The sequence below is a fragment of the Capnocytophaga gingivalis genome, assembly GCF_002302415.1.
GTDB classification, from domain to species: domain Bacteria; phylum Bacteroidota; class Bacteroidia; order Flavobacteriales; family Flavobacteriaceae; genus Capnocytophaga; species Capnocytophaga gingivalis.
In genome coordinates, this window is the sequence record NZ_CP022386.1 from 810,729 (window position 1) to 828,966 (window position 18,238).

Genomic DNA, 18,238 nt, shown 5'->3' on the forward strand with positions numbered 1-18,238 from the left:
TTTAAAAACAATCTACTAAAAATTGCCCACTGGCTTTATAATACGCTGTCGAAAAAGGCATAGATTCATCTATCCACTGGGCTACATCCTTATACATAGATAACATACCACAGATCATAATCACTCCCCCTGTATCCAAAGTCTCTTTGACAAATGCAGCATCTCTCTTAAGCAAATCAGTCACATATCTCTTTTCATCTTGCTCTCTTGAAAAGATAAAATGGTATTCTCTTAGCTTTCCTTTTCTTTTCTGCTCATCAAAAAAAGCACTATATTCCTTGGATTTATCATTATTATGCCCAAATCCGGCATATATATGGAGCTCTTTGTTTTTATTCTGATCAACCATTCCTAAAAAAGGAGCAATCCCTGTTCCGCAACTAATAAAAATTACCTTTTTAGCCTCTTTAGGTATATGGAATGAGGGATTCGAAATAATGCGTGCCTTGAGCTGCTGCCCTTTCTGCAAATGATACAGATAGTTAGACCCCAATCCATGTGGATGTAGCTTCACAGTAAGCTGTATTTGTCCCCCTACTTTTCCTATCGAATAGAGGCGTTCCTGCTTGCCATCTGGATAAATAGCTAAAAGATCTCCAGAAGTGTATTTCTTATTTGTCTGCAATTGTAGGGTAAATATATGTCCCTCTCCTGTTTCTTTAATGGTATTGAGAACTTTTAGAGAGAAGAAAGGCGCTCTTTCTCCCTCATAAGCACTCTTCTGCTCACTTAGGAGAAGTTCACTATGTGTATTCCAACTCTTTACCCACTGCAGAAACTCTTCTATAGATTGATCATTAACTGTATACAGGGGCAAGAAAGGTTGTGCCCATGATTGCCCCTTGAGCTCTTGGTCTATAGCCTTAGCAAAAGCACAGTAATCTGGATAGAGCTTAGAGCCAAAACCTACCACGGTATAGGACATTTGCTCCTGTAGTGTACTATGAAGCAAAGAAAGAAACCTATCAGCATTGCTCGGTGGATTCCCCACCCCATAGGTGGAGGTAAATATAAGCAAATGACTTCCCTTAGGATAGCTCTGGTAGCTATTGAGAGGGGTAAGATAGGCCTTCTTTCCCAAATTCTGTAACTGAATAAGAACCTTTTGGGCTATCACAAGGGTATTTCCTCCCTCTGAACCATAGAGTATGATATACTCAGCCTCGGCTGGAGTGCAAGTATTGCGTACCTTTACCGACTTGCGAGAGAAGGTGATAGCAAATCCTGTATAGATAAAAAAGAGCATGCCCACACAGGAAAACACCAAAACTACCGCCCACCACACACTGGTACGCCCTGTGTGTAAATCCTTACAGAAACGAGCAAAAACCTGTGTCTTAGGATAAGTAATCTCACTGAGCACATTTCCCGTGAACTGACTCACTACCAGCTCCTTATCCTTGAGCTTTACCAAATAAGTATCTTCAGGAGTGGTATCGAAAGGAAACTCTACGCTCACCACCTTGTCCAAAGTGATCTGCTTAAATATAGCTATCTGTTGTACATCCATAGGATCTTCTCCGTCATAGGCTTCCTCTATGGTGTAATCTACTTGATGATTTGCCTCTATTTTTGCCCCTAAGAAACGATTGTATACAAGATAAGTGCCTGTAAGCCCTAATATTAGCAAAGGAATAAGCACCCATTTACCCAAAAGAGTATGATAGTAGCGAGAGAACCCATCTTTCACTGTTTTTTTAAAGAAATTTTTAGCCCCATTTTGCTTCTTAAAGATTAATATAAGCCCCGAAACTGAACTAAAAACTAAGAATAGTGCCATGAATCCCATAATAATACGCCCTACATTCTTCAGTTCCAAAGAGCGATGTAGAGAAACCATTTTCTTAACAAAAGTAGACTTTTCTTCAATCTTTCCCAATACCTTTCCTGTAAGGGGATCTATATGAGCATTCACCTCTTTTCCTTCCATATCTGTAGCCTTGATCACAGCAAAGCCTCGTGGATCTATAGTAAGAGAGCTGACATCGAGATAAGCACTCTTCACTCCAGCTATGGATTGAGCTAAGGTGATTTGATCAAGATTCTCTGCTCTATAAGAGGGATATTGCCGATCTATATTATTGATTCCTATGACAATCCCTGTTACAGCTGCTAAAGCAAAGAATACAGAGGCTACAATGGCCAATAGTAAATGGATATAACGTATCATTAGTTTTGAATTTCAGGTTTTGAATTTTAAGTTTCTAAAGATTGATAATCAGATTTTTTATTTACAAATTCTTGTAATTGAGTAAAAAATGGGAAGAATTCCTCTTCAAAAAGAGACTCTTCCGCTTGTAGGGAGGTTACCGCATACTGCATCTGAGAACGGAAGTCAGTACGCCTATCCATCTGATAGAGGATTTGAGCAAGACCTGAGTAACTTTGGTAGGCTTTGAGCCAATTATCTCGCATCATATAGCTAGCAATGGACTGCATTTGCGGGTTTAACACCTCCTTTTTCTCTTGTATAAGGGTATAAAAACGCTCAATATAGCCATCTAAATCCTCTGTTGAGAAGTTTTTCCAGTGTTTAGTCAAGAAATAGTCATAAAAAACATCAGTAATCACTCCTGCATAATGTCCATAAAAAGGCACCAACCTCTTTTTACTTTGTCGAAAAAGTGGATGGGCATCTGTAAAAGTATCTATCTGTCTATGTAGAAGAATCCCTCGTTGTACTTCTTTAGGATAGTTCAAATACTGTTTTCCTCGCACAGTATCCCCCATAAAGTTCCCTAATTTTAGTAAATCATCCCCTTCTCCTGATAAAAAAATATGCGCTAAAAAATTCATCTCCAATGATTAATGATTAATGATTAACGAATTATGAAATAATCATTATTGGCGTTAATCATTAATCATTACTATTTATCTTTAACAATCACAAAACGGGCTTTATAACCTGTCAGAAGAGCCCACGTTTGGTTGATAAGGACTTGATTATTATCATCTATCACGCGGAACTCGGCCGTATTAGGCCCATAGAGCCCCTGATTAAGAGCTTTGATTTCTATTTTATTAAACCCTACCTTTAGGGGAATATGTAGGCGCTGATAGTCGCCCCTGAGATACACATTGCTTATAACCAATTCATCGTTGAGGTATATATCCACTAAGTCCCCATCCACATCGGCATAGTCCCTACAGAAGATTCCCACTGCATCGGCTGTGCTGTTGAATTCCCCATAGGACTTATCTCCTCTGAGAGCAGAAAGGTCTTGCTCTTTATCTAGCTTCAGGTCGGTCTGGCTCTGTGGAAGGGTAAATTCTTTCTTGTCGTACTGTTTACGATATTGCCCTGTGAAGTCCACCCCTTTATCCTCTGAAGAAAAAGATGGAGTAGGGTGATCTTTCTGATAGTTCTTTAGCCAAGAAGATACTTCTGAGGTTTTTTCCTCACTACCTTTAGGCTGTTGAGGTGCTTCTTTCTTGGGCACAAGGATAAATTTCCCTGAAGAGAGTTTTTCAGGTTGCCCATATAGCTGGATAGAAAAGACAAAGAATAAAAATAAAAATGTTCTCATATAAGGGGAACGAGCAAAAATTATGCCAAATAAAAGGGCTGCCTAAAGTATTCTCTGGCAGCCCTTTATTAGGAATTATTTTTTCTTTATCAGGATAAGGTTTGAAGTGAACTTCTGTCCTCCCATCTCCGCTGTATCTGTGATGGTTAGAGTATCTCCTTTGACAGCGTAGTAGCTACGCTCTATACGTCCTGTCTCATTAGTTACTTTTAGACTATCCTTGGTAGCCTTGTAGGCTAAGTGGAAGACAGTCTCCTTACAATCAGCCTGAGGCATGAAAGTGTGATAGGTGATAGAATCCTTCCCAAAGTTAAGATAGGTCTTCTTAGTGCAATCATCCAAGGGTTGTTGTTTCCCATTTACAGTGATACTCTCCATTCTCCAATCTCCTGAAAGAGAGCCTTTTTTGTCAGAACAAGCACTTAGTAGTGCTAAAAGGGCAGTGATGCCTATAAGTCTTCTCATGAATGTAATTTTAAGTGCAAATGTACAGCTTTTCTTTGAATTGACCTAAAAAAATAAAATAAATCTTTTTAGTCTCGTGAAAATGTAGTACTTTTGGCATTTGTTTGCTATTGATGAAAAAAGTAGTCCTATTAGGAGGAGGGAATGTAGCCTACCACTTAGCTAAAAAACTAAGTCAAAGTACTGAATATCAACTTATACAGATATATAACCGCAGTCCCCTATCCCCTGAGTTTGATACCATTCCTGTGGAGAAGACCTCCCTAATGGAGGCACTGCTCCCTGCCGATATTTACATTCTCTCGGTAAAAGACCAGGCGATTGCGCCTTTGTCTTCCTCTCTTCCTTTTAAGGGACGATTGGTAGTACATACCTCTGGCAGTGTCCCTATGAAGGACTTAAGTGATAGGCAAAGGAGAGGAGTATGCTACCCCTTACAATCTTTTTCCAAAGAACAAGAAATAGATTTTTCCAAAATCCCCTTTTGTTTGGAAACTGAAGAAGCCACTGATTTTGACCTTTTGGAGGGTTTGGCTAAGGAATTTTCTCCCAAGTGCTATGCTATAGATAGCCTCCAGCGGCAGTATTTGCATGTGGCTGCTGTCTTTTTGAATAATTTTGCCAACCACATGTGGTATCTTAGTCAGCAGCTTTGCTCTAACCAGCAGATCCCTTTTGAGCTACTCCAGCCGCTACTGGAAGAGACCTGTCGCAAGGGATTACAACACAATTTCTTTGAAGGACAAACAGGGCCTGCCAAGCGTGGCGATAGAGCAGTGATAGAGAAACATTTACAACTGTTACAAGGTATAGAAAAAGACATTTACAAAGATATATCAACCTCTATATTAACAACTTATGGACAATAAAAATTACAAAGAGCTCCTCAGGGATATCACCACTTTTATCTTTGATATAGATGGAGTGCTTACCCAATGCCAAGTCTTGGTAACCAATGAAGGAGACTTACTACGTTCGTTCAATGTAAAAGATGGCTATGCCATCAAGCAGGCGATCAACCAAGGGTATCGTATCGCTATTATTACAGGAGGGAACAACATAGGTACCCGCCTGAGATTCGAGCAATTAGGCGTAACTGATGTATATATGGCCAACCACCTCAAGATAGAACCTCTAAAGGATTATATGGACAAATATAACCTCCATCCCAAGGAAATTCTCTATATGGGCGACGATATCCCCGATGTAGCTCCTATGAAGCTTGTCGGCCTCCCTACTTGCCCTCAGGATGCGGTCCCTGAGGTGAAGGCAGTAGCTCGATATATCTCTCATTTGGGAGGTGGCCAAGGTTGTGTAAGAGAGGTCATAGAACAGGTAATGAAGGTGCAGGGCAAATGGCTAACCGAACTTACTCACAGGCTTTAGGTGATCCCAAAAATAATTTGTACCTTTGTGCTTATATAATTTTGTAACTAAATGATAAACTATAACGGAGAAATACAACAAACCTCCCCTGCTCTTTCGGCTAAAAATCGCGGTTTCCTCTATGGAGATGGCGTCTTTGACCTTGTCAAATATGTAGAAGGGAAACTTATCTTCTGGGAGGAACACTACCTTAGGCTAATGGCTACCATGCGTATCTCACGTATGGATATCCCCGATAGCTTTACCCTTGAGTTCTTGGAGAGTGAAATCCAAAAAACTATCCAAGGTAATGCCCTTTCTGGCAAGCCTGTGCTAGTACGTACGACGATCTCTCGCAAGGAAGGAGGCGGATATACCCCACAGAGCCAAGAGGTGAACTATTGCATGGATATAGAAGGAATTACTACACCTTTCTACCAAAACCTTAACATCCCTTACGAAGTAGAACTTTTCAAGGATTACTATACTCAGGCAGACTTACTCTCTACGCTTAATACAACCAATCGAATGCTCCATATTATCGGAAGTGTTTTTGCCAAGGAGAACGATTATCAGAACTGTATCCTGATGAATACTCAGAAGAATGTTGTTAGCTTTCTGGATGGTAACCTCTTCTTAGTTTTTGGAAACCAAATAGTAACCCCTCCTCTATCCGATGGAGCCCCCAATGGGATTACTCGTAAGAAACTAATAGAAGCGCTTGGAAAAACAGAGGATTTCTCCTTGGAAGAGCGCAGTGTCTCTCCTTTTGAATTGCAAAAGGCCGATGAACTTTTCCTTACCAATACCCGTGAAGGAATACAATCTGTAACCAAATACCGCAAGAAAGAATTTCCTAACACTATAGCTGTCAAACTATTAGGAAAACTCAATACCCTTGCCCGATTAGGATAGATTATGAAACACACTTATTTTATCAAAACTCTCTGTATCAATATCTTATGCATAGCTTGTGCTCGTATTGGCTCTCCTACGGGAGGAGAACAAGACAGGACCCCTCCAAAAGTATTGCGTACCACTCCAGCGAATGGTTCGTTACACTTTACTGGAAATCATATTCGTATCTATTTTGATGAATATGTGACTCTTAAGGACATCCGTAAGCAACTAATTATCTCGCCCCCTATGGAAATATTCCCCAATATTACCCCTACAGGGAATGCTTCTAAATATATAGATATCAAGATATTGGATACACTGAAACCCAATACTACTTATACTTTCAACTTTGGTAAGAGTATACAGGACAACAACGAGGGCAACCCACTGAATTTCTATACCTATACCTTCTCCACAGGGGGGTATATTGACTCTCTTTCACTAAAGGGGCACATTGTAGATGCTGAAAATCCCAAAGCGGACAACTATGTAAATGTCATGCTCTATGAAGTAGGGGAGAAATTCTCCGATTCTGTTGTCTACAAGAAACCACCTATGTATGTGAGCAATACGTTGGATAGTCTTACCTCCTTCAAGCTCACCCACCTGAAGGCAGGAAAGTATCTATTGGTTGCTATGAAGGATAAGGACAACAACTATCTATTTGATCCTAAGACAGATAAAATAGGTTTCCATCAAGAATTTATCACCCTTCCTACCACAGATAGTTCCTTTGTACTTTCCTTATTCAAGGAAAAACTCCCTACGAAGGTATCCCGCCCTTTCCTTTCGGCGGAAAAACGTATTAGTATAGGTTACCAAGGGGAAAAAGACAGTATCAAGGTTCAGCCCCTTGACCCTCTCCCTGCGGATTTCAAATGGACAATAACCAAAGAACCTAAGAAGGATACATTATGGCTATGGTATCACCCTGATATAAAGGACTCGCTAAGACTACAAGTGAAGGGAACTGGAAAGACAGATATTTTTACTGTCAAGTATCGAAAAATGAAGGGAGAAAAGTTGGCCATCTCCAGCGAACACAAAAGTCTCTCCCCTACAGAGGAACAAATTACTTTTCTCTCCAATATCCCTCTGATTGCTTTCGACCCAAAAGTCTTGCAAATCAGGGATAAAGATAGTACATTGGTTGATTACAAAGTAGATTTTACTCCCAACTCAGAGAAAGTATCCCTTACCTTTCCTGTGAAAGAAGGAGAAAAATACCATCTTACGGCTCTAAGTGCCTTTGAGGATTTTTATCACCAGAAGAGTGACACCCTCAAAGAATCTTTTTCTGCCAAGCGGGCTGAGGATTTTGCTTCTCTAAAAGTCTCTTTCAAGGATTCTTTATCCTTGCCTTTTATTATAGAACTTACAGATAAGGACGGAAAGAATGTACTATATAGTCAATACATAGAAAAGAGCAGTCCTACTTATCATTTCCCTTACCTGAAGGCAGGGAACTATCTCTTGCGCATTGTAGAGGACAAGAACCGCAACAAAAAATGGGATACTGGAAACTTTCTCCAAAGAAAACAACCAGAAATCATTCGCTACTTTGCTAAAGAAATAGAATTACGTGCCAATTGGGAAGTAGAACAGGATATTTCCTTTGCCGAACAGGCTGAAGAAAAGCCCAAACAACCCAAAGAAAAATCTGTGGAAAAATGAAACAATACATCAACGAATTTGGTTACAATCTTCGCTTAGCGCTCCCTATTATACTCTCCATGCTAGGACATACCTTAGTAGGAGTGATTGATACGGCTATGGTGGGAAAGGTTGGCACCCTAGAACTGGCAGCAGCTTCCCTGGGCAATAGCTATGTGTTCCTACTGATGTCCTTTGGAATTGGTTTCTCTACAGTGATAACTACCCTTACTGCCGAATCGGTTAAAAAACATAATACAGCCGAGACAAAATCCATACTTACTCATGGACTACTAATCAATACCTTGTTAGGAGTGATTATATTTGCTGGACTCTTTCTCTCTAAGCCCTTAATGCTCTACACCCAACAGAAAGAGGAGGTTATCGCCTTGGCGGTTCCTTATGTACATATGGTAGCTGTCTCGATTATCCCCTTGATGTTCTTTCAAGCACTCAAGCAGTTTGCAGATGGTTTCTCTATCACTCAGTATTCACTTTATGTAACTATTACCGCCAATTTGCTCAATATTTTCCTCAATTATCTCTTTATTTATGGGAATTGGGGCTGCCCTCGTATGGGGGTATTGGGGGCTGCGGTAGGTACTTTGGCCTCACGAGTGGTGATGCCTATCCTACTATGGGGCATCTTATACAAGGATACTCGTATGACCCAGTATATGAAAAATCTTATGCCTAAGATAGATAGTACCATGATCAAAAAATTCATTCATATAGGGGTCCCCTCTGGTCTGCAAGTGGTTTTTGAAGCAGGAGTATTCATTGCTGCCACTTGGCTTAGTGGGGTACTGGGACAGATCTATCAAGCAGCCAACCAAATTGCCCTGAGTATAGCAACCTTGACCTTTATGATTGCCAATGGAATGAGTGTAGTGGCCATGATACGAGTAGGTAACTACAAAGGCATGGAGGATTATATCTCCCTGCGCCGTGTAGCCATCTCTATTTTCCTTTTCATACTCCTGACACAAGTGGTCTTAGGGGGGCTTATAGGGCTATTGCGCTACCAGCTACCAGAATTTTTTCTCAATACAGAGAAGCTCGACACCGTGGACAATATTGATCTTGTGATAGAAGAATCTGCTCATCTGCTCCTGATAGCCGCTCTTTTCCAAATAGTAGATGGCTTGCAGACGGTTGCCTTGGGAGCACTTCGCGGCTTACAAGATGCCAAGATACCTATGATCCTCTCTTTTATTTCTTATTGGGTGATTGCTTTTCCTATTTGCTACTACTTAGGACTGCATAGCTCACTGAAGACTACTGGTATCTGGATAGGGCTTCTGGTAGGACTGGCTTTCTCAGCACTATTACAAACCACTCGTTTTCTAATACTATCAAGCAGACTGATAAGGAATAATCAAACTAAGAACTAAGAACTAAAAACTAAAAACTAATTATGGCATCATTCCCTAAATTTTTGCTCGGTGATAATACCGATTATCCCGACGCTATTTTTATCATTCACACAGAATTTCCTCGCTTTATCCTCAACCTTGCTGACGATGAGGTAGAATGGTTGGAGGAGTTCGACAAGGAGGACGAAGAAGAACTCGAAGCCTCTGCTGAGAGTCTTATTCAGGAGGCTATCGCTTTCTATGACCGAGAAATAAGCCGTTATGAATAGCTTTATAGATACTCTAAATAGCCTTGACCAAGAGATGATTCTCTTTCTCAATGGCTTAGGCACCCCCCTATGGGATGGATTCTGGCTCTTTGTCACCAACAAATGGGGGGCTATTCCCTTGTATGCATGGCTGTGTTGGCTGTGTTATAAGCATCATTCTCTCAAGAGATTTTTCTTTATTCTTCTGTGTGTGGCGGTGATGATTGCACTTACCGACCAGCTCTCCAATCTCTTCAAGGTTCAGTTTCACCGTCTGCGTCCCTGCCATAATCCATTGATTAATGGACAACTGCGTTTTACTCGCTGTGGAGGTCAATTCGGTTATTTCTCTGCCCATGCCGCCAATACCTTTGCCTTGGCTATGTTCTTGGGTCAGGTGCTAAGACCTCTCTACCCAAGGCTTCTTATAATACTTTTGCTATGGGCTGCAGTGGTCTCCTATAGTCGTATCTACTTAGGGGTACACTACCCCTTCGATGTGCTTACAGGTCTGAGTATAGGACTTGCTATAGGCTATGGTATGTACTTTTTTTACAAGAAAATAATTGTCAAGAGAGTGAAATAATTGGCTATTATTCCAATTAGTTTACTTCTGAAATAAAAATAAAAAAAATGCGAGATTTTAGGACAATCTTGCATTTTTTACACCCAATAATCAATTTTTTACTTTATTTTCTTCCTGTTTATAAAAAATATTAATAATTAGATATATCAGCAATATAAACAGATTAAATCCCCCTAAAACATCTTCTTTATGCTTTATTATAAGAAAATCAGAAGTTACTTGATTCATTTCATACTGTTGAAAGGCTATACGTGAAGTTTCATAAGATAAGGGAACTATAAAAAACTCCCCCAATACAAATACAATAATCGAGAGTATAAGCAATAGTAAATTTTTTCGATTTTTTTGATATAAATAAATTACAATATTGTCTATAAAAAGCAACCACATTCCCTTAATCATTCCCAGTTGAACCATTGCATCTATAAATTGGCGTTGCCATAAGAAGAATAAAGTATCTTTTGGTATAGAAAGCATATTCATGGCTATAAAAGCCGAAATATTTCCTATTAATAAACTAAGCCCAAAAATAGCTATCAATTGAGCCATCCGTTGAAAAAAATTTTTATTTTTCATCTGTCATTCTGTTTTTAATTTCTGAGATGCAAAGTAACACAGAAGTGATGAGATAAAAATTAACTTTGGGTAATAAATTACATATAGGCTATTCTTCTTCTAATTCTGCTCAATGATTGTGGAGTAACCCCCACAAACGAAGCTATGTATTTCTGTGCAACCCGTTGTTCAATATTTTTATATTGTCTCATAAATTTCAAATAACGTTCTTGCGGACTATCAGCAAGTCCCGAAATGATGTAGTGTATGGCTTCGATAAAAGTCTCTTCAAGTAGTAATCTACCAAACCGTTCACCTTCTCTTATTTCTTTGTAAAATCGTTGCAGATTACTGTAAGAAATCATTTGTAAAACACTATCTTCAAGAGCAATAATTGTTTTTTGTGAAGGAGTCTTACTTATAAAACTCTCAAAATCGCAAATAAAAGTATCCTCCTCATTAAAATGTATAGTAAGTTCTTTTCCTTCATAATTGATAAATTGTCTTAAAAGCCCTTTATTTACATAAGAGAAATACTTACAAGTATTACCTTCTTGCAATAGTATTTCTCCTTTGGTAAGAGATAGGGGTTTAAAAAGCTCTTTTATAAAAGCACATTCTTCCTCTGAAAGAGTTATATATTTCCTTATCTTTTTTAAAAGCAATTCGTTATACATTTTATAAGATAATTATTTATTCTGATTTTTTATTTTTGCAAATAACTAACACTAAAACGATGGGAAAATATACGATTAATTAGCAGGTTTCTTGGTTTATCTTCCCCAAACCAGTTAATTATCCCAAATTCCCTTAACCTTTCTGATTTCTTCATAAAGAGGTTGATTATCTGGCAAATCCTTTAGCTCATTATTGATAATGTTATCAATAAACTCTCTACTAAACTTGAATTATATGCTTTATTTAATATATGTATTATAATTATTATTTTATCAACCCGTTGTACTTTTTAAATAATAGAGGATTTTGAATTATGAGTTTCTCAATAGAATCCTTATTTGTTTTCGTTTTATAAAAAATGTAAGGATTTTTTTATATCTTTTCCCATTGAATAAAATCAGGCCTTGCCTGTGTCTCGAAAAAGGATTGTGCAATCCTATAAAACTCATCAATAGTCAGCACTTTGTCCTTGCTAAGGAACACCTCTGTCCCGTGTATATCCTCAACAAATACCTCTATCCCTTCACTTGCTTTTCCTTTACTAATGTATTGTACCTCTTCTTCTAAATAGTAGATAACACATTTATTTCCCCTGACAAATGCAGATAATTGGGGGAATCCATTTTCCTTAAAAGTTAAAATAAAAAAATTGACCTCCTCTAAAAAACGTTTTTTTAGTAATATTTCTAATTCTTCCAAAGAATCTACAAAGTATTCTTGACTAAAATCATTTAAGTACATCATTCTTACTAATTTTCAATATTAAAAAAAGGCTACAATAGCTATGCGATTCACCGATTTCCCCTCTTATAATTAAGATAAGATATACAAAGGAATTTGTTTTTGCTGAAAAAACTCTTTGAACAACATCAATAGCAATCCATAATCATAGCAAATGGTATTTTCATCATAAAAGTTTCCCCTTATCTCTACTTTTTTATGAGTTTCAAGTCCTCTATGATAGCTGCGAGGATATTTCTCAGTAGGGTTATCAAGATCTGTAGTATAATAAAGCAACAAATATTTGCCCTTATCTATTTGACAAGAGATTGCATCCGAATCCCAACTATCCTCCAAAGATAAACGAAGCACTGCTTCTGTCTTCTTAGAAAGGGGAATAAGGTGATGTATTAATTCTCCCACAGAATTAACCATATACAACTGATTATCAATTGTTAGCATCATATATTTTCCAAAATATCTATAAGTGGTTCCAATATTTTCCCCTTAGGAGTAAGTTCATCATTGGCGTCAAATCCTTCTATATCAAGCTCATATACAAGCCAGTCTATAGCATCTTCTATATCTTTTTCTTGCATTTCGACACATACTTCATCCTCTTTAGAAGATAAGAGAGTACAGCAAGAAGAAGTTCCTTTTATGACCTCAATCAATAGGTTATATTGTGCTTGTGTTAGTACTATCTTCATTATCAAATATTTTTCTTTCACAAAATCCTAAAGATAAAAGTTTTTCCTTAAAAGCTGTAATAACACTAGGTGGTGTCGCTGATTCGTGTTTGATATTTACCAGTAATTTTGCTTTCTCCTCTTCTTCTATATAAGCTTCTCCTTCTTTATAAAAATACATCCAAGAGAAAAAACCATGATAAGAAATCGTCATTTCATCATATTCCTTATCTACTCGCACTATTTCTTCTTTGAGCTTTTCTCTTAAGTCACTAAAAGAAGTCTCTATCATAAAAAAACTCTCTATTGCCATCTTACTTTATCACATACCCAGCTGTGAGCCCTCGCTGGCTTTACCTTTTATCTGACTTACTATAATCCCTCCCGCCATAGCTACATTAAGGCTTTCTGCTTGTTGTAGCTTGCCAAAGCGCGGTATGGTAATAGCCCCATTGGCCAAGGCGGCCACCTCCGGGCTTACTCCATTGGCTTCATTACCAAGAACAATCACACAATCCTCTGGAAAAGTAGTTGTATAGAGGTTTGTTCCCTGTAGAGTAGCGACATATATGGGAAGTGCACAAGTAGCTAAAAAGCCTTCCAAAGAGAGATAATGCACCTCCACCCGTGAGAGTGACCCCATAGAGGCTTGTACGACCTTGGGGTTATAACAATCCACTGTCTGCTCACTACATAGAAGCGTTTCTATCCCAAACCAATCACATAGGCGAATAAGCGTTCCCAAATTACCTGGGTCTTGAATATTGTCCAAGGCCAAGATAAGCCCCTCTTGAAGTATCCCTTTTCTCTTGTGCTGTCGAAAGATAGCCACCCCCTCATCAGGATGCTTTAGAGTACTTAGCTTAGAGAGTTCCTCCTTGCTAACAAGGGTTAAGGGTTGCTGCCCAAGACTTGCAGAGAAGGTATCTGTAGCATAAATTACCTCAGCTTTGTAGCCTGCTTCGACAAACTCTACTATACTCTTCTTCCCCTCTACCACAAAGAGGCCTGTTTCGCTACGATGCTTCTTTTGAGAGAGTTTTTGTACTAACTTGAGTTGGTTTTTGCTTAGCATATAGGATAAATAATTGCAAGGCAAATATACAATTATTTTCGGAAAATATAGTATCTTTGCAAAAATATTCATCACTATGAAATACTACCTTATCGCAGGGGAAGCCTCTGGCGACTTACATGGGGCTAACCTTATGCGTGCCCTACAGCAGATAGACCCCAAGGCGGAGTTTTGCTTCTGGGGAGGGGATCGCATGGAGGCTGTTGGGGGAAAACTCATTAAGCATTACCGCGATTTGGCTTTTATGGGATTTTGGGAAGTGGTTACCAATCTTAGGACAATTCTTCGAAATATTGATTTTTGCAAACGAGATATCATACAATTTCAGCCTGATGCGATTATCTTCATCGATTATCCTGGGTTCAATATGCGTATCGCTAAGTGGGCTAAGCAGCGGGGGATCCCTACCCATTATTACATTTCTCCACAGATATGGGCTTGGAAAGAAAACCGTATCAAAGCAATCAAAAGGGATGTAGATGCTATGTATGTCATTCTACCTTTTGAAAAAGATTTCTATGAAGAGAAGCACCAATATCCTGTACATTTTGTAGGACATCCTCTGTTAGATGCTATTGCAGCTCGTAAGGAGGTTAGTGAGGAAGTATTCAAAAGAGAAAACGGCTTAGATGAGCGTCCTATTATTGCCTTGCTACCTGGTAGCCGTAAACAAGAAATTGCCAAGATGCTCTCAGTGATGCTCTCAGTGGTAGGAAGCTACCATCAGTATCAGTTTGTCATTGCGGGAGCACCTTCTTTAGGATATGATTTCTACAAACAGTTTATCAAGGAAGAAAATGTACATTTTGTCAGTGGGAAAACTTACGACCTGCTCTCTCATGCACATGCAGCCTTGGTTACCAGTGGTACAGCTACTTTGGAAACGGCTTTATTCCGTGTTCCTGAAGTGGTTTGTTACCGTGGCAATTGGATTTCTTACCAGATAGCCAAGCGGGTAATCAGCCTCAAGTATATTTCTTTGGTTAATCTGATCATGGATGCTCCTGTAGTCACCGAACTCATTCAGGGAGACCTCAATACCCGAAACCTCAAAACAGAACTAAACAAACTCCTTAATCCTGATTATAGAGAAAAACTTCTTAACAATTACGAAGCCTTGCGAGAAAAGCTGGGCAAAGAAGGCGCGAGCGAAAGGACTGCTCAGGCTATCTATACTTCATTACAAAATAAAGGGCATTACGATAGGAGCTAACACAGCAGTGAAGATTCCATTAAAAATCATCCCTAAGCTGGCGTAGATAGCGTGCTTTTCGCTAAGGTTAAAGGCAGCCATAATCCCCAAGGCATGGGAAGCCGTTCCCAAGGAAATACCTCGCCCCATTGGGCTTTTGATGCCTGTCCATTGGAGTACCTTAAAGCCTAAGATAGACCCCAAGATGCCTGTTACAATCACAGCAGCTACCGTAAGGGAGGTAATTCCGTGTAGGGTCTTGGACACTTCAAGGGCAATAGGGGTAGTAACTGACTTAGGAGCTAAGGAACGAATGATATGCTGATCAGCACCTAACCCTTTAACAATATAGCATACCGAGAGAATACCGACCAAGCTACCCACAAACTGGGAAACCAACAGCGGCAGGAGTTGTTTGCGAATCTTGGAGAGTTGTTGGTATAAGGGTACTCCCATAGCCACGATAGAAGGCTTAAGCCAAAAATCAATATACATTCCTGCATTGCTCTCATAAGTCTCATAAGAGATATTGAAGATCATCAGATACCCAATGAGGACAGAAACCGCTAACATGACAGGATTTAGAAATACTGATTTGTATTTCTGCTGGAGCATAAGGACTCCGTAATACACACCAAAGGTGATAGCTAAGAGGACTAAAGGATTTTCAAATATTCTCATGATGCTGTTTGGTTCTTTTGCGGATAAACTGATACACATGACCTGTTATGACCATTACTATAATGGTACTAAGGACAATAGCGGCACTGATAGACCAAAAATTCTTGGCAATAAGATCAAAATAAGCTAATATAGCCACGCTGGGTGGTACGAAAAACAGTCCCAAGTGAGAGATTAGCATATCGGAAAAAGCCTTGACCCAATGCAGCTTGATCCAGCCTAAGTGTAGAAAAAGGGTCAGTAGTATCATCCCTATAATACTGGAAGGAAAGTGAATTCCTGTAAGATAAACGATCAATTCTCCTAAGGCCAAACAGCCAAAGATAATAGCACAATATCTGATTAACATAGGATAGTGATTAAAACGGGCGCAAAATTACAACTTTAATGACAAATGACCAATGATAAATAACAAATCTTTTTCACCAACAAAAAAATCCGACCCATTGCTGAGTCGGATTTTTTGTATCATGGAAAATTTTTTTAACCTCCAAAGTCGTCAAAACGAATGTTTTCGTCAGGCATACCGAAGTCTTGTCCCATTTTCTGAACGGCTTTGTTCATCATCGGAGGACCACAGAAGTAGAGTTCAATATCTTCGGGGGCTTCATGTTTGCTCAAGTACTGTTCGATTACAGCATTGTGTACGAAGCCTAAGAAGCCATCTCCTTCAGTGTCGTGTATGTCTTTCTTAACTTTCCAGTTATCCTCTGGTAGAGGCTCGGAAAGTACGATAAAGAACTTAAAGTTAGGGAACTCTCGTTCTAGTTCGCGGAAGTGCTCTACGTAGAACAACTCACGCTTAGAACGACCTCCATACCAGTAAGTTACAGTACGTCCTGTCTTCAATGTTTTGAAGAGGTGGTATAGGTGCGAACGCATAGGCGCCATACCTGCTCCCCCACCTACGTACAACATCTCGGAGTTGGATTCGTTGATAAAGAACTCTCCATAAGGTCCTGAGATGGTTACCTTGTCTCCTGGTTTGCGAGAGAAGATGTAAGAGGAGGCTACCCCTGGATTTACATCCATCCAGCCGCCTTTAGCTCGGTCAAAAGGAGGGGTGGCGATACGTACATTAAGCATAATCTCACGTCCTTCAGCTGGGTAAGAAGCCATAGAGTAAGCACGCTCTGCTGGCTCTGGGTTTTTCATCACTAGTGGCCATAGCTTGAACTTATCCCATTCCATTTTGAACTTATCAGGTTCACCAGGGTGTTCTACTGGGTGGGCGGTGATATCAATATCGGAGTATTTCACCTCGCAAGGAGGGATTTCTATCTGAATATATCCTCCTGGTTTGTAATCCATATCTTCTGGGATTTCCACTACAAACTCTTTGATAAAGGAAGCCACATTGTAGTTTCTCACTACGGTAGCTTGCCATTTCTTGATACCAAATACTTGCTCAGGTACCCCGATTTTCATATCTTGTTTTACCTTTACTTGGCAAGCCAAGCGTACACCCTCTTTGAGTTCCTTTTTGGTAAAGTGAGGGGTTTCGGTAGGAAGTGCTTCTCCCCCACCCTCGTACACGTGGCATTCGCACTGCAAGCAGGATCCCTTACCACCACAAGCCGATGGCAAGAATATCTTCTCATTACCCAAGGTAGAAAGCAAGCTCCCTCCAAGAGGTACTTCTATTACCTTATCATTATTGATGGTAATCTTCACTGGCCCCGATGGGGTTAGTTTTTGTTTTACATAAAGCAAAATCGCTACTAACAAGAGGATTACTACTAATAATCCTACCACCGTTACCGTAATAGTTGTTAATATTTCACTTGCTAAAATCATTACTTAAGTCTTTTGTATTATTAGCTAATTTATCTGTTTTAACTTCTTGTTGAACGGTTGTCTCCTTCTTAGGTTCTTCCTTTTTGCTGCTACCACCAGTGAGCATACCTCCAAAGCTCATAAAGCCAATAGCCATAAGCCCTGTGGTGATGAAGGTAATCCCTAAGCCTCGCAAAGGTGCAGGTACATGTGAGTAACGTATTTTCTCACGAATGGCAGCTAAAGCCAAGATAGCAATAGCCCAACCCAAACCTGAACTTACTCCGTAGGCTACGGAAAGCCCGAAGGTGTGGATGGTCTCTTCTCGAGATTGCATAAATAGGGACCCCCCTAAGATCGCACAGTTCACCGCTATCAAAGGCAAGAAAATCCCCAAGGAGTTGTACAAGGAGGGAGAAAACTTCTCTACAATAATCTCAACCAACTGTACCATGGTAGCTACTGTGGCGATAAAGAGGATATAGGTAAGGAAGCTCAAGTCATAAGAAGCGTATTCCTCTCCCAACCAAGCCAAAGCACCTTCTTTAAGGATATATTGGTTAAGCAACCAGTTCATAGGTACTGTAAGGGTTTGCACGAATATAACGGCTGCTCCCAAACCTATAGCGGTAGATACCTTTTTGGATACCGCCAAGTACGAACACATACCCAAGAAGGTAGCGAAAATCATATTCTCTGAGAATACAGATTTAAATATCAGTGTTAAATATTCTAACATGTTCTTTTCGTTT

Annotated in this window: 23 protein-coding genes; 8 read left to right on the top strand and 15 right to left on the bottom strand. The window is 39.5% G+C overall.

The window, feature by feature from the left end; all coding sequences use genetic code 11:
- Window position 1 precedes the first annotated feature (1 nt).
- The 4 genes from CGC50_RS03820 to CGC50_RS03835 form a co-directional block, all read right to left on the bottom strand.
- The gene (locus CGC50_RS03820) at window positions 2-2,170 is read right to left on the bottom strand and encodes a PepSY domain-containing protein (RefSeq protein WP_095909753.1); all 2,169 of its coding nucleotides are present in this window, start codon (window positions 2,168-2,170) and stop codon (window positions 2-4) included.
- 26 nt (window positions 2,171-2,196) lie between these two features.
- A complete protein-coding gene (locus CGC50_RS03825; RefSeq protein ID WP_095909754.1) occupies window positions 2,197-2,796 on the bottom strand; it encodes an acyl carrier protein phosphodiesterase in 600 nt (199 codons plus the stop codon).
- A gap of 71 nt (window positions 2,797-2,867) precedes the next feature.
- Window positions 2,868-3,527, bottom strand: coding sequence for a hypothetical protein (locus tag CGC50_RS03830; RefSeq protein ID WP_002670562.1), 660 nt, complete (start codon window positions 3,525-3,527; stop codon window positions 2,868-2,870).
- Between the two features lie 75 nt (window positions 3,528-3,602).
- On the bottom strand, window positions 3,603-3,992 hold the full coding sequence (locus CGC50_RS03835; RefSeq protein WP_002670458.1) for a lipocalin-like domain-containing protein: 390 nt from the start codon (window positions 3,990-3,992) through the stop codon (window positions 3,603-3,605).
- Between the two features lie 113 nt (window positions 3,993-4,105).
- Between CGC50_RS03835 and CGC50_RS03840 the strand changes: the two genes are divergently transcribed.
- The 7 genes from CGC50_RS03840 to CGC50_RS03870 are packed head-to-tail and all read left to right on the top strand — an operon-like array spanning window position 4,106 to window position 10,120.
- On the top strand, window positions 4,106-4,861 hold the full coding sequence (locus tag CGC50_RS03840) for a Rossmann-like and DUF2520 domain-containing protein (RefSeq protein ID WP_095909755.1): 756 nt from the start codon (window positions 4,106-4,108) through the stop codon (window positions 4,859-4,861).
- The gene (locus tag CGC50_RS03845) at window positions 4,851-5,378 is read left to right on the top strand and encodes a KdsC family phosphatase (protein ID WP_002670514.1); all 528 of its coding nucleotides are present in this window, start codon (window positions 4,851-4,853) and stop codon (window positions 5,376-5,378) included. The genes CGC50_RS03840 and CGC50_RS03845 overlap by 11 nt, the downstream gene beginning before the upstream one ends.
- A gap of 51 nt (window positions 5,379-5,429) precedes the next feature.
- Complete coding sequence (locus CGC50_RS03850; protein WP_002670657.1) at window positions 5,430-6,272, top strand: aminotransferase class IV; 843 nt, start codon at window positions 5,430-5,432, stop codon at window positions 6,270-6,272.
- Between the two features lie 3 nt (window positions 6,273-6,275).
- On the top strand, window positions 6,276-7,931 hold the full coding sequence (locus tag CGC50_RS03855) for an Ig-like domain-containing protein (RefSeq protein WP_095909756.1): 1,656 nt from the start codon (window positions 6,276-6,278) through the stop codon (window positions 7,929-7,931).
- Window positions 7,928-9,304 carry an MATE family efflux transporter gene (locus CGC50_RS03860; RefSeq protein ID WP_095909757.1) on the top strand — a complete coding sequence of 459 codons (1,377 nt, stop codon included), beginning with the start codon at window positions 7,928-7,930 and terminating at the stop codon, window positions 9,302-9,304. The genes CGC50_RS03855 and CGC50_RS03860 overlap by 4 nt, the downstream gene beginning before the upstream one ends.
- Window positions 9,305-9,327: 23 nt before the next feature.
- Window positions 9,328-9,555 (top strand): hypothetical protein, encoded by a 228-nt coding sequence (locus tag CGC50_RS03865; protein ID WP_002670689.1) that lies wholly within the window; start codon window positions 9,328-9,330, stop codon window positions 9,553-9,555.
- The gene (locus CGC50_RS03870) at window positions 9,548-10,120 is read left to right on the top strand and encodes a phosphatase PAP2 family protein (protein ID WP_095909758.1); all 573 of its coding nucleotides are present in this window, start codon (window positions 9,548-9,550) and stop codon (window positions 10,118-10,120) included. Before CGC50_RS03865 ends, CGC50_RS03870 begins: the two co-directional genes overlap by 8 nt.
- A 90-nt stretch (window positions 10,121-10,210) precedes the next feature.
- On the opposite strand, the gene CGC50_RS03875 is transcribed toward CGC50_RS03870, so the two are convergent.
- From CGC50_RS03875 to CGC50_RS03905, 7 genes are all read right to left on the bottom strand, one after another.
- The gene (locus tag CGC50_RS03875; protein WP_095909759.1) at window positions 10,211-10,696 is read right to left on the bottom strand and encodes a hypothetical protein; all 486 of its coding nucleotides are present in this window, start codon (window positions 10,694-10,696) and stop codon (window positions 10,211-10,213) included.
- 77 nt (window positions 10,697-10,773) lie between these two features.
- The gene (locus CGC50_RS03880; protein ID WP_095909760.1) at window positions 10,774-11,352 is read right to left on the bottom strand and encodes a Crp/Fnr family transcriptional regulator; all 579 of its coding nucleotides are present in this window, start codon (window positions 11,350-11,352) and stop codon (window positions 10,774-10,776) included.
- Window positions 11,353-11,725: 373 nt separating this feature from the next.
- On the bottom strand, window positions 11,726-12,097 hold the full coding sequence (locus CGC50_RS03885) for an immunity protein (protein ID WP_232781184.1): 372 nt from the start codon (window positions 12,095-12,097) through the stop codon (window positions 11,726-11,728).
- A gap of 69 nt (window positions 12,098-12,166) precedes the next feature.
- Window positions 12,167-12,538 carry a DUF6911 family protein gene (locus CGC50_RS03890; RefSeq protein WP_232781185.1) on the bottom strand — a complete coding sequence of 124 codons (372 nt, stop codon included), beginning with the start codon at window positions 12,536-12,538 and terminating at the stop codon, window positions 12,167-12,169.
- Complete coding sequence (locus tag CGC50_RS03895; RefSeq protein WP_095909761.1) at window positions 12,535-12,783, bottom strand: hypothetical protein; 249 nt, start codon at window positions 12,781-12,783, stop codon at window positions 12,535-12,537. Before CGC50_RS03895 ends, CGC50_RS03890 begins: the two co-directional genes overlap by 4 nt.
- On the bottom strand, window positions 12,752-13,054 hold the full coding sequence (locus CGC50_RS03900; protein ID WP_232781186.1) for a peptidase: 303 nt from the start codon (window positions 13,052-13,054) through the stop codon (window positions 12,752-12,754). Before CGC50_RS03900 ends, CGC50_RS03895 begins: the two co-directional genes overlap by 32 nt.
- 30 nt (window positions 13,055-13,084) lie before the next feature.
- Entirely contained in the window at window positions 13,085-13,837 is a 753-nt protein-coding gene (locus tag CGC50_RS03905) for an RNA methyltransferase (protein ID WP_095909763.1), read from the bottom strand.
- Window positions 13,838-13,913: 76 nt separating this feature from the next.
- Between CGC50_RS03905 and lpxB the strand changes: the two genes are divergently transcribed.
- Window positions 13,914-15,050 (top strand): lipid-A-disaccharide synthase, encoded by a 1,137-nt coding sequence (lpxB, locus tag CGC50_RS03910; protein WP_095911278.1) that lies wholly within the window; start codon window positions 13,914-13,916, stop codon window positions 15,048-15,050.
- Here lpxB and CGC50_RS03915 read toward each other — a convergent pair.
- From CGC50_RS03915 to nqrE, 4 genes are all read right to left on the bottom strand, one after another.
- Window positions 15,018-15,710, bottom strand: coding sequence for an LrgB family protein (locus tag CGC50_RS03915; protein WP_095909764.1), 693 nt, complete (start codon window positions 15,708-15,710; stop codon window positions 15,018-15,020). The genes lpxB and CGC50_RS03915 overlap by 33 nt on opposite strands.
- On the bottom strand, window positions 15,697-16,059 hold the full coding sequence (locus tag CGC50_RS03920) for a CidA/LrgA family protein (RefSeq protein WP_095909765.1): 363 nt from the start codon (window positions 16,057-16,059) through the stop codon (window positions 15,697-15,699). Before CGC50_RS03920 ends, CGC50_RS03915 begins: the two co-directional genes overlap by 14 nt.
- A gap of 134 nt (window positions 16,060-16,193) precedes the next feature.
- Window positions 16,194-17,507 (bottom strand): NADH:ubiquinone reductase (Na(+)-transporting) subunit F, encoded by a 1,314-nt coding sequence (gene nqrF, locus CGC50_RS03925; RefSeq protein ID WP_095909766.1) that lies wholly within the window; start codon window positions 17,505-17,507, stop codon window positions 16,194-16,196.
- Window positions 17,491-18,225 (bottom strand): NADH:ubiquinone reductase (Na(+)-transporting) subunit E, encoded by a 735-nt coding sequence (gene nqrE, locus CGC50_RS03930; RefSeq protein WP_002670669.1) that lies wholly within the window; start codon window positions 18,223-18,225, stop codon window positions 17,491-17,493. Before nqrE ends, nqrF begins: the two co-directional genes overlap by 17 nt.
- Window positions 18,226-18,238: the final 13 nt, after the last annotated feature.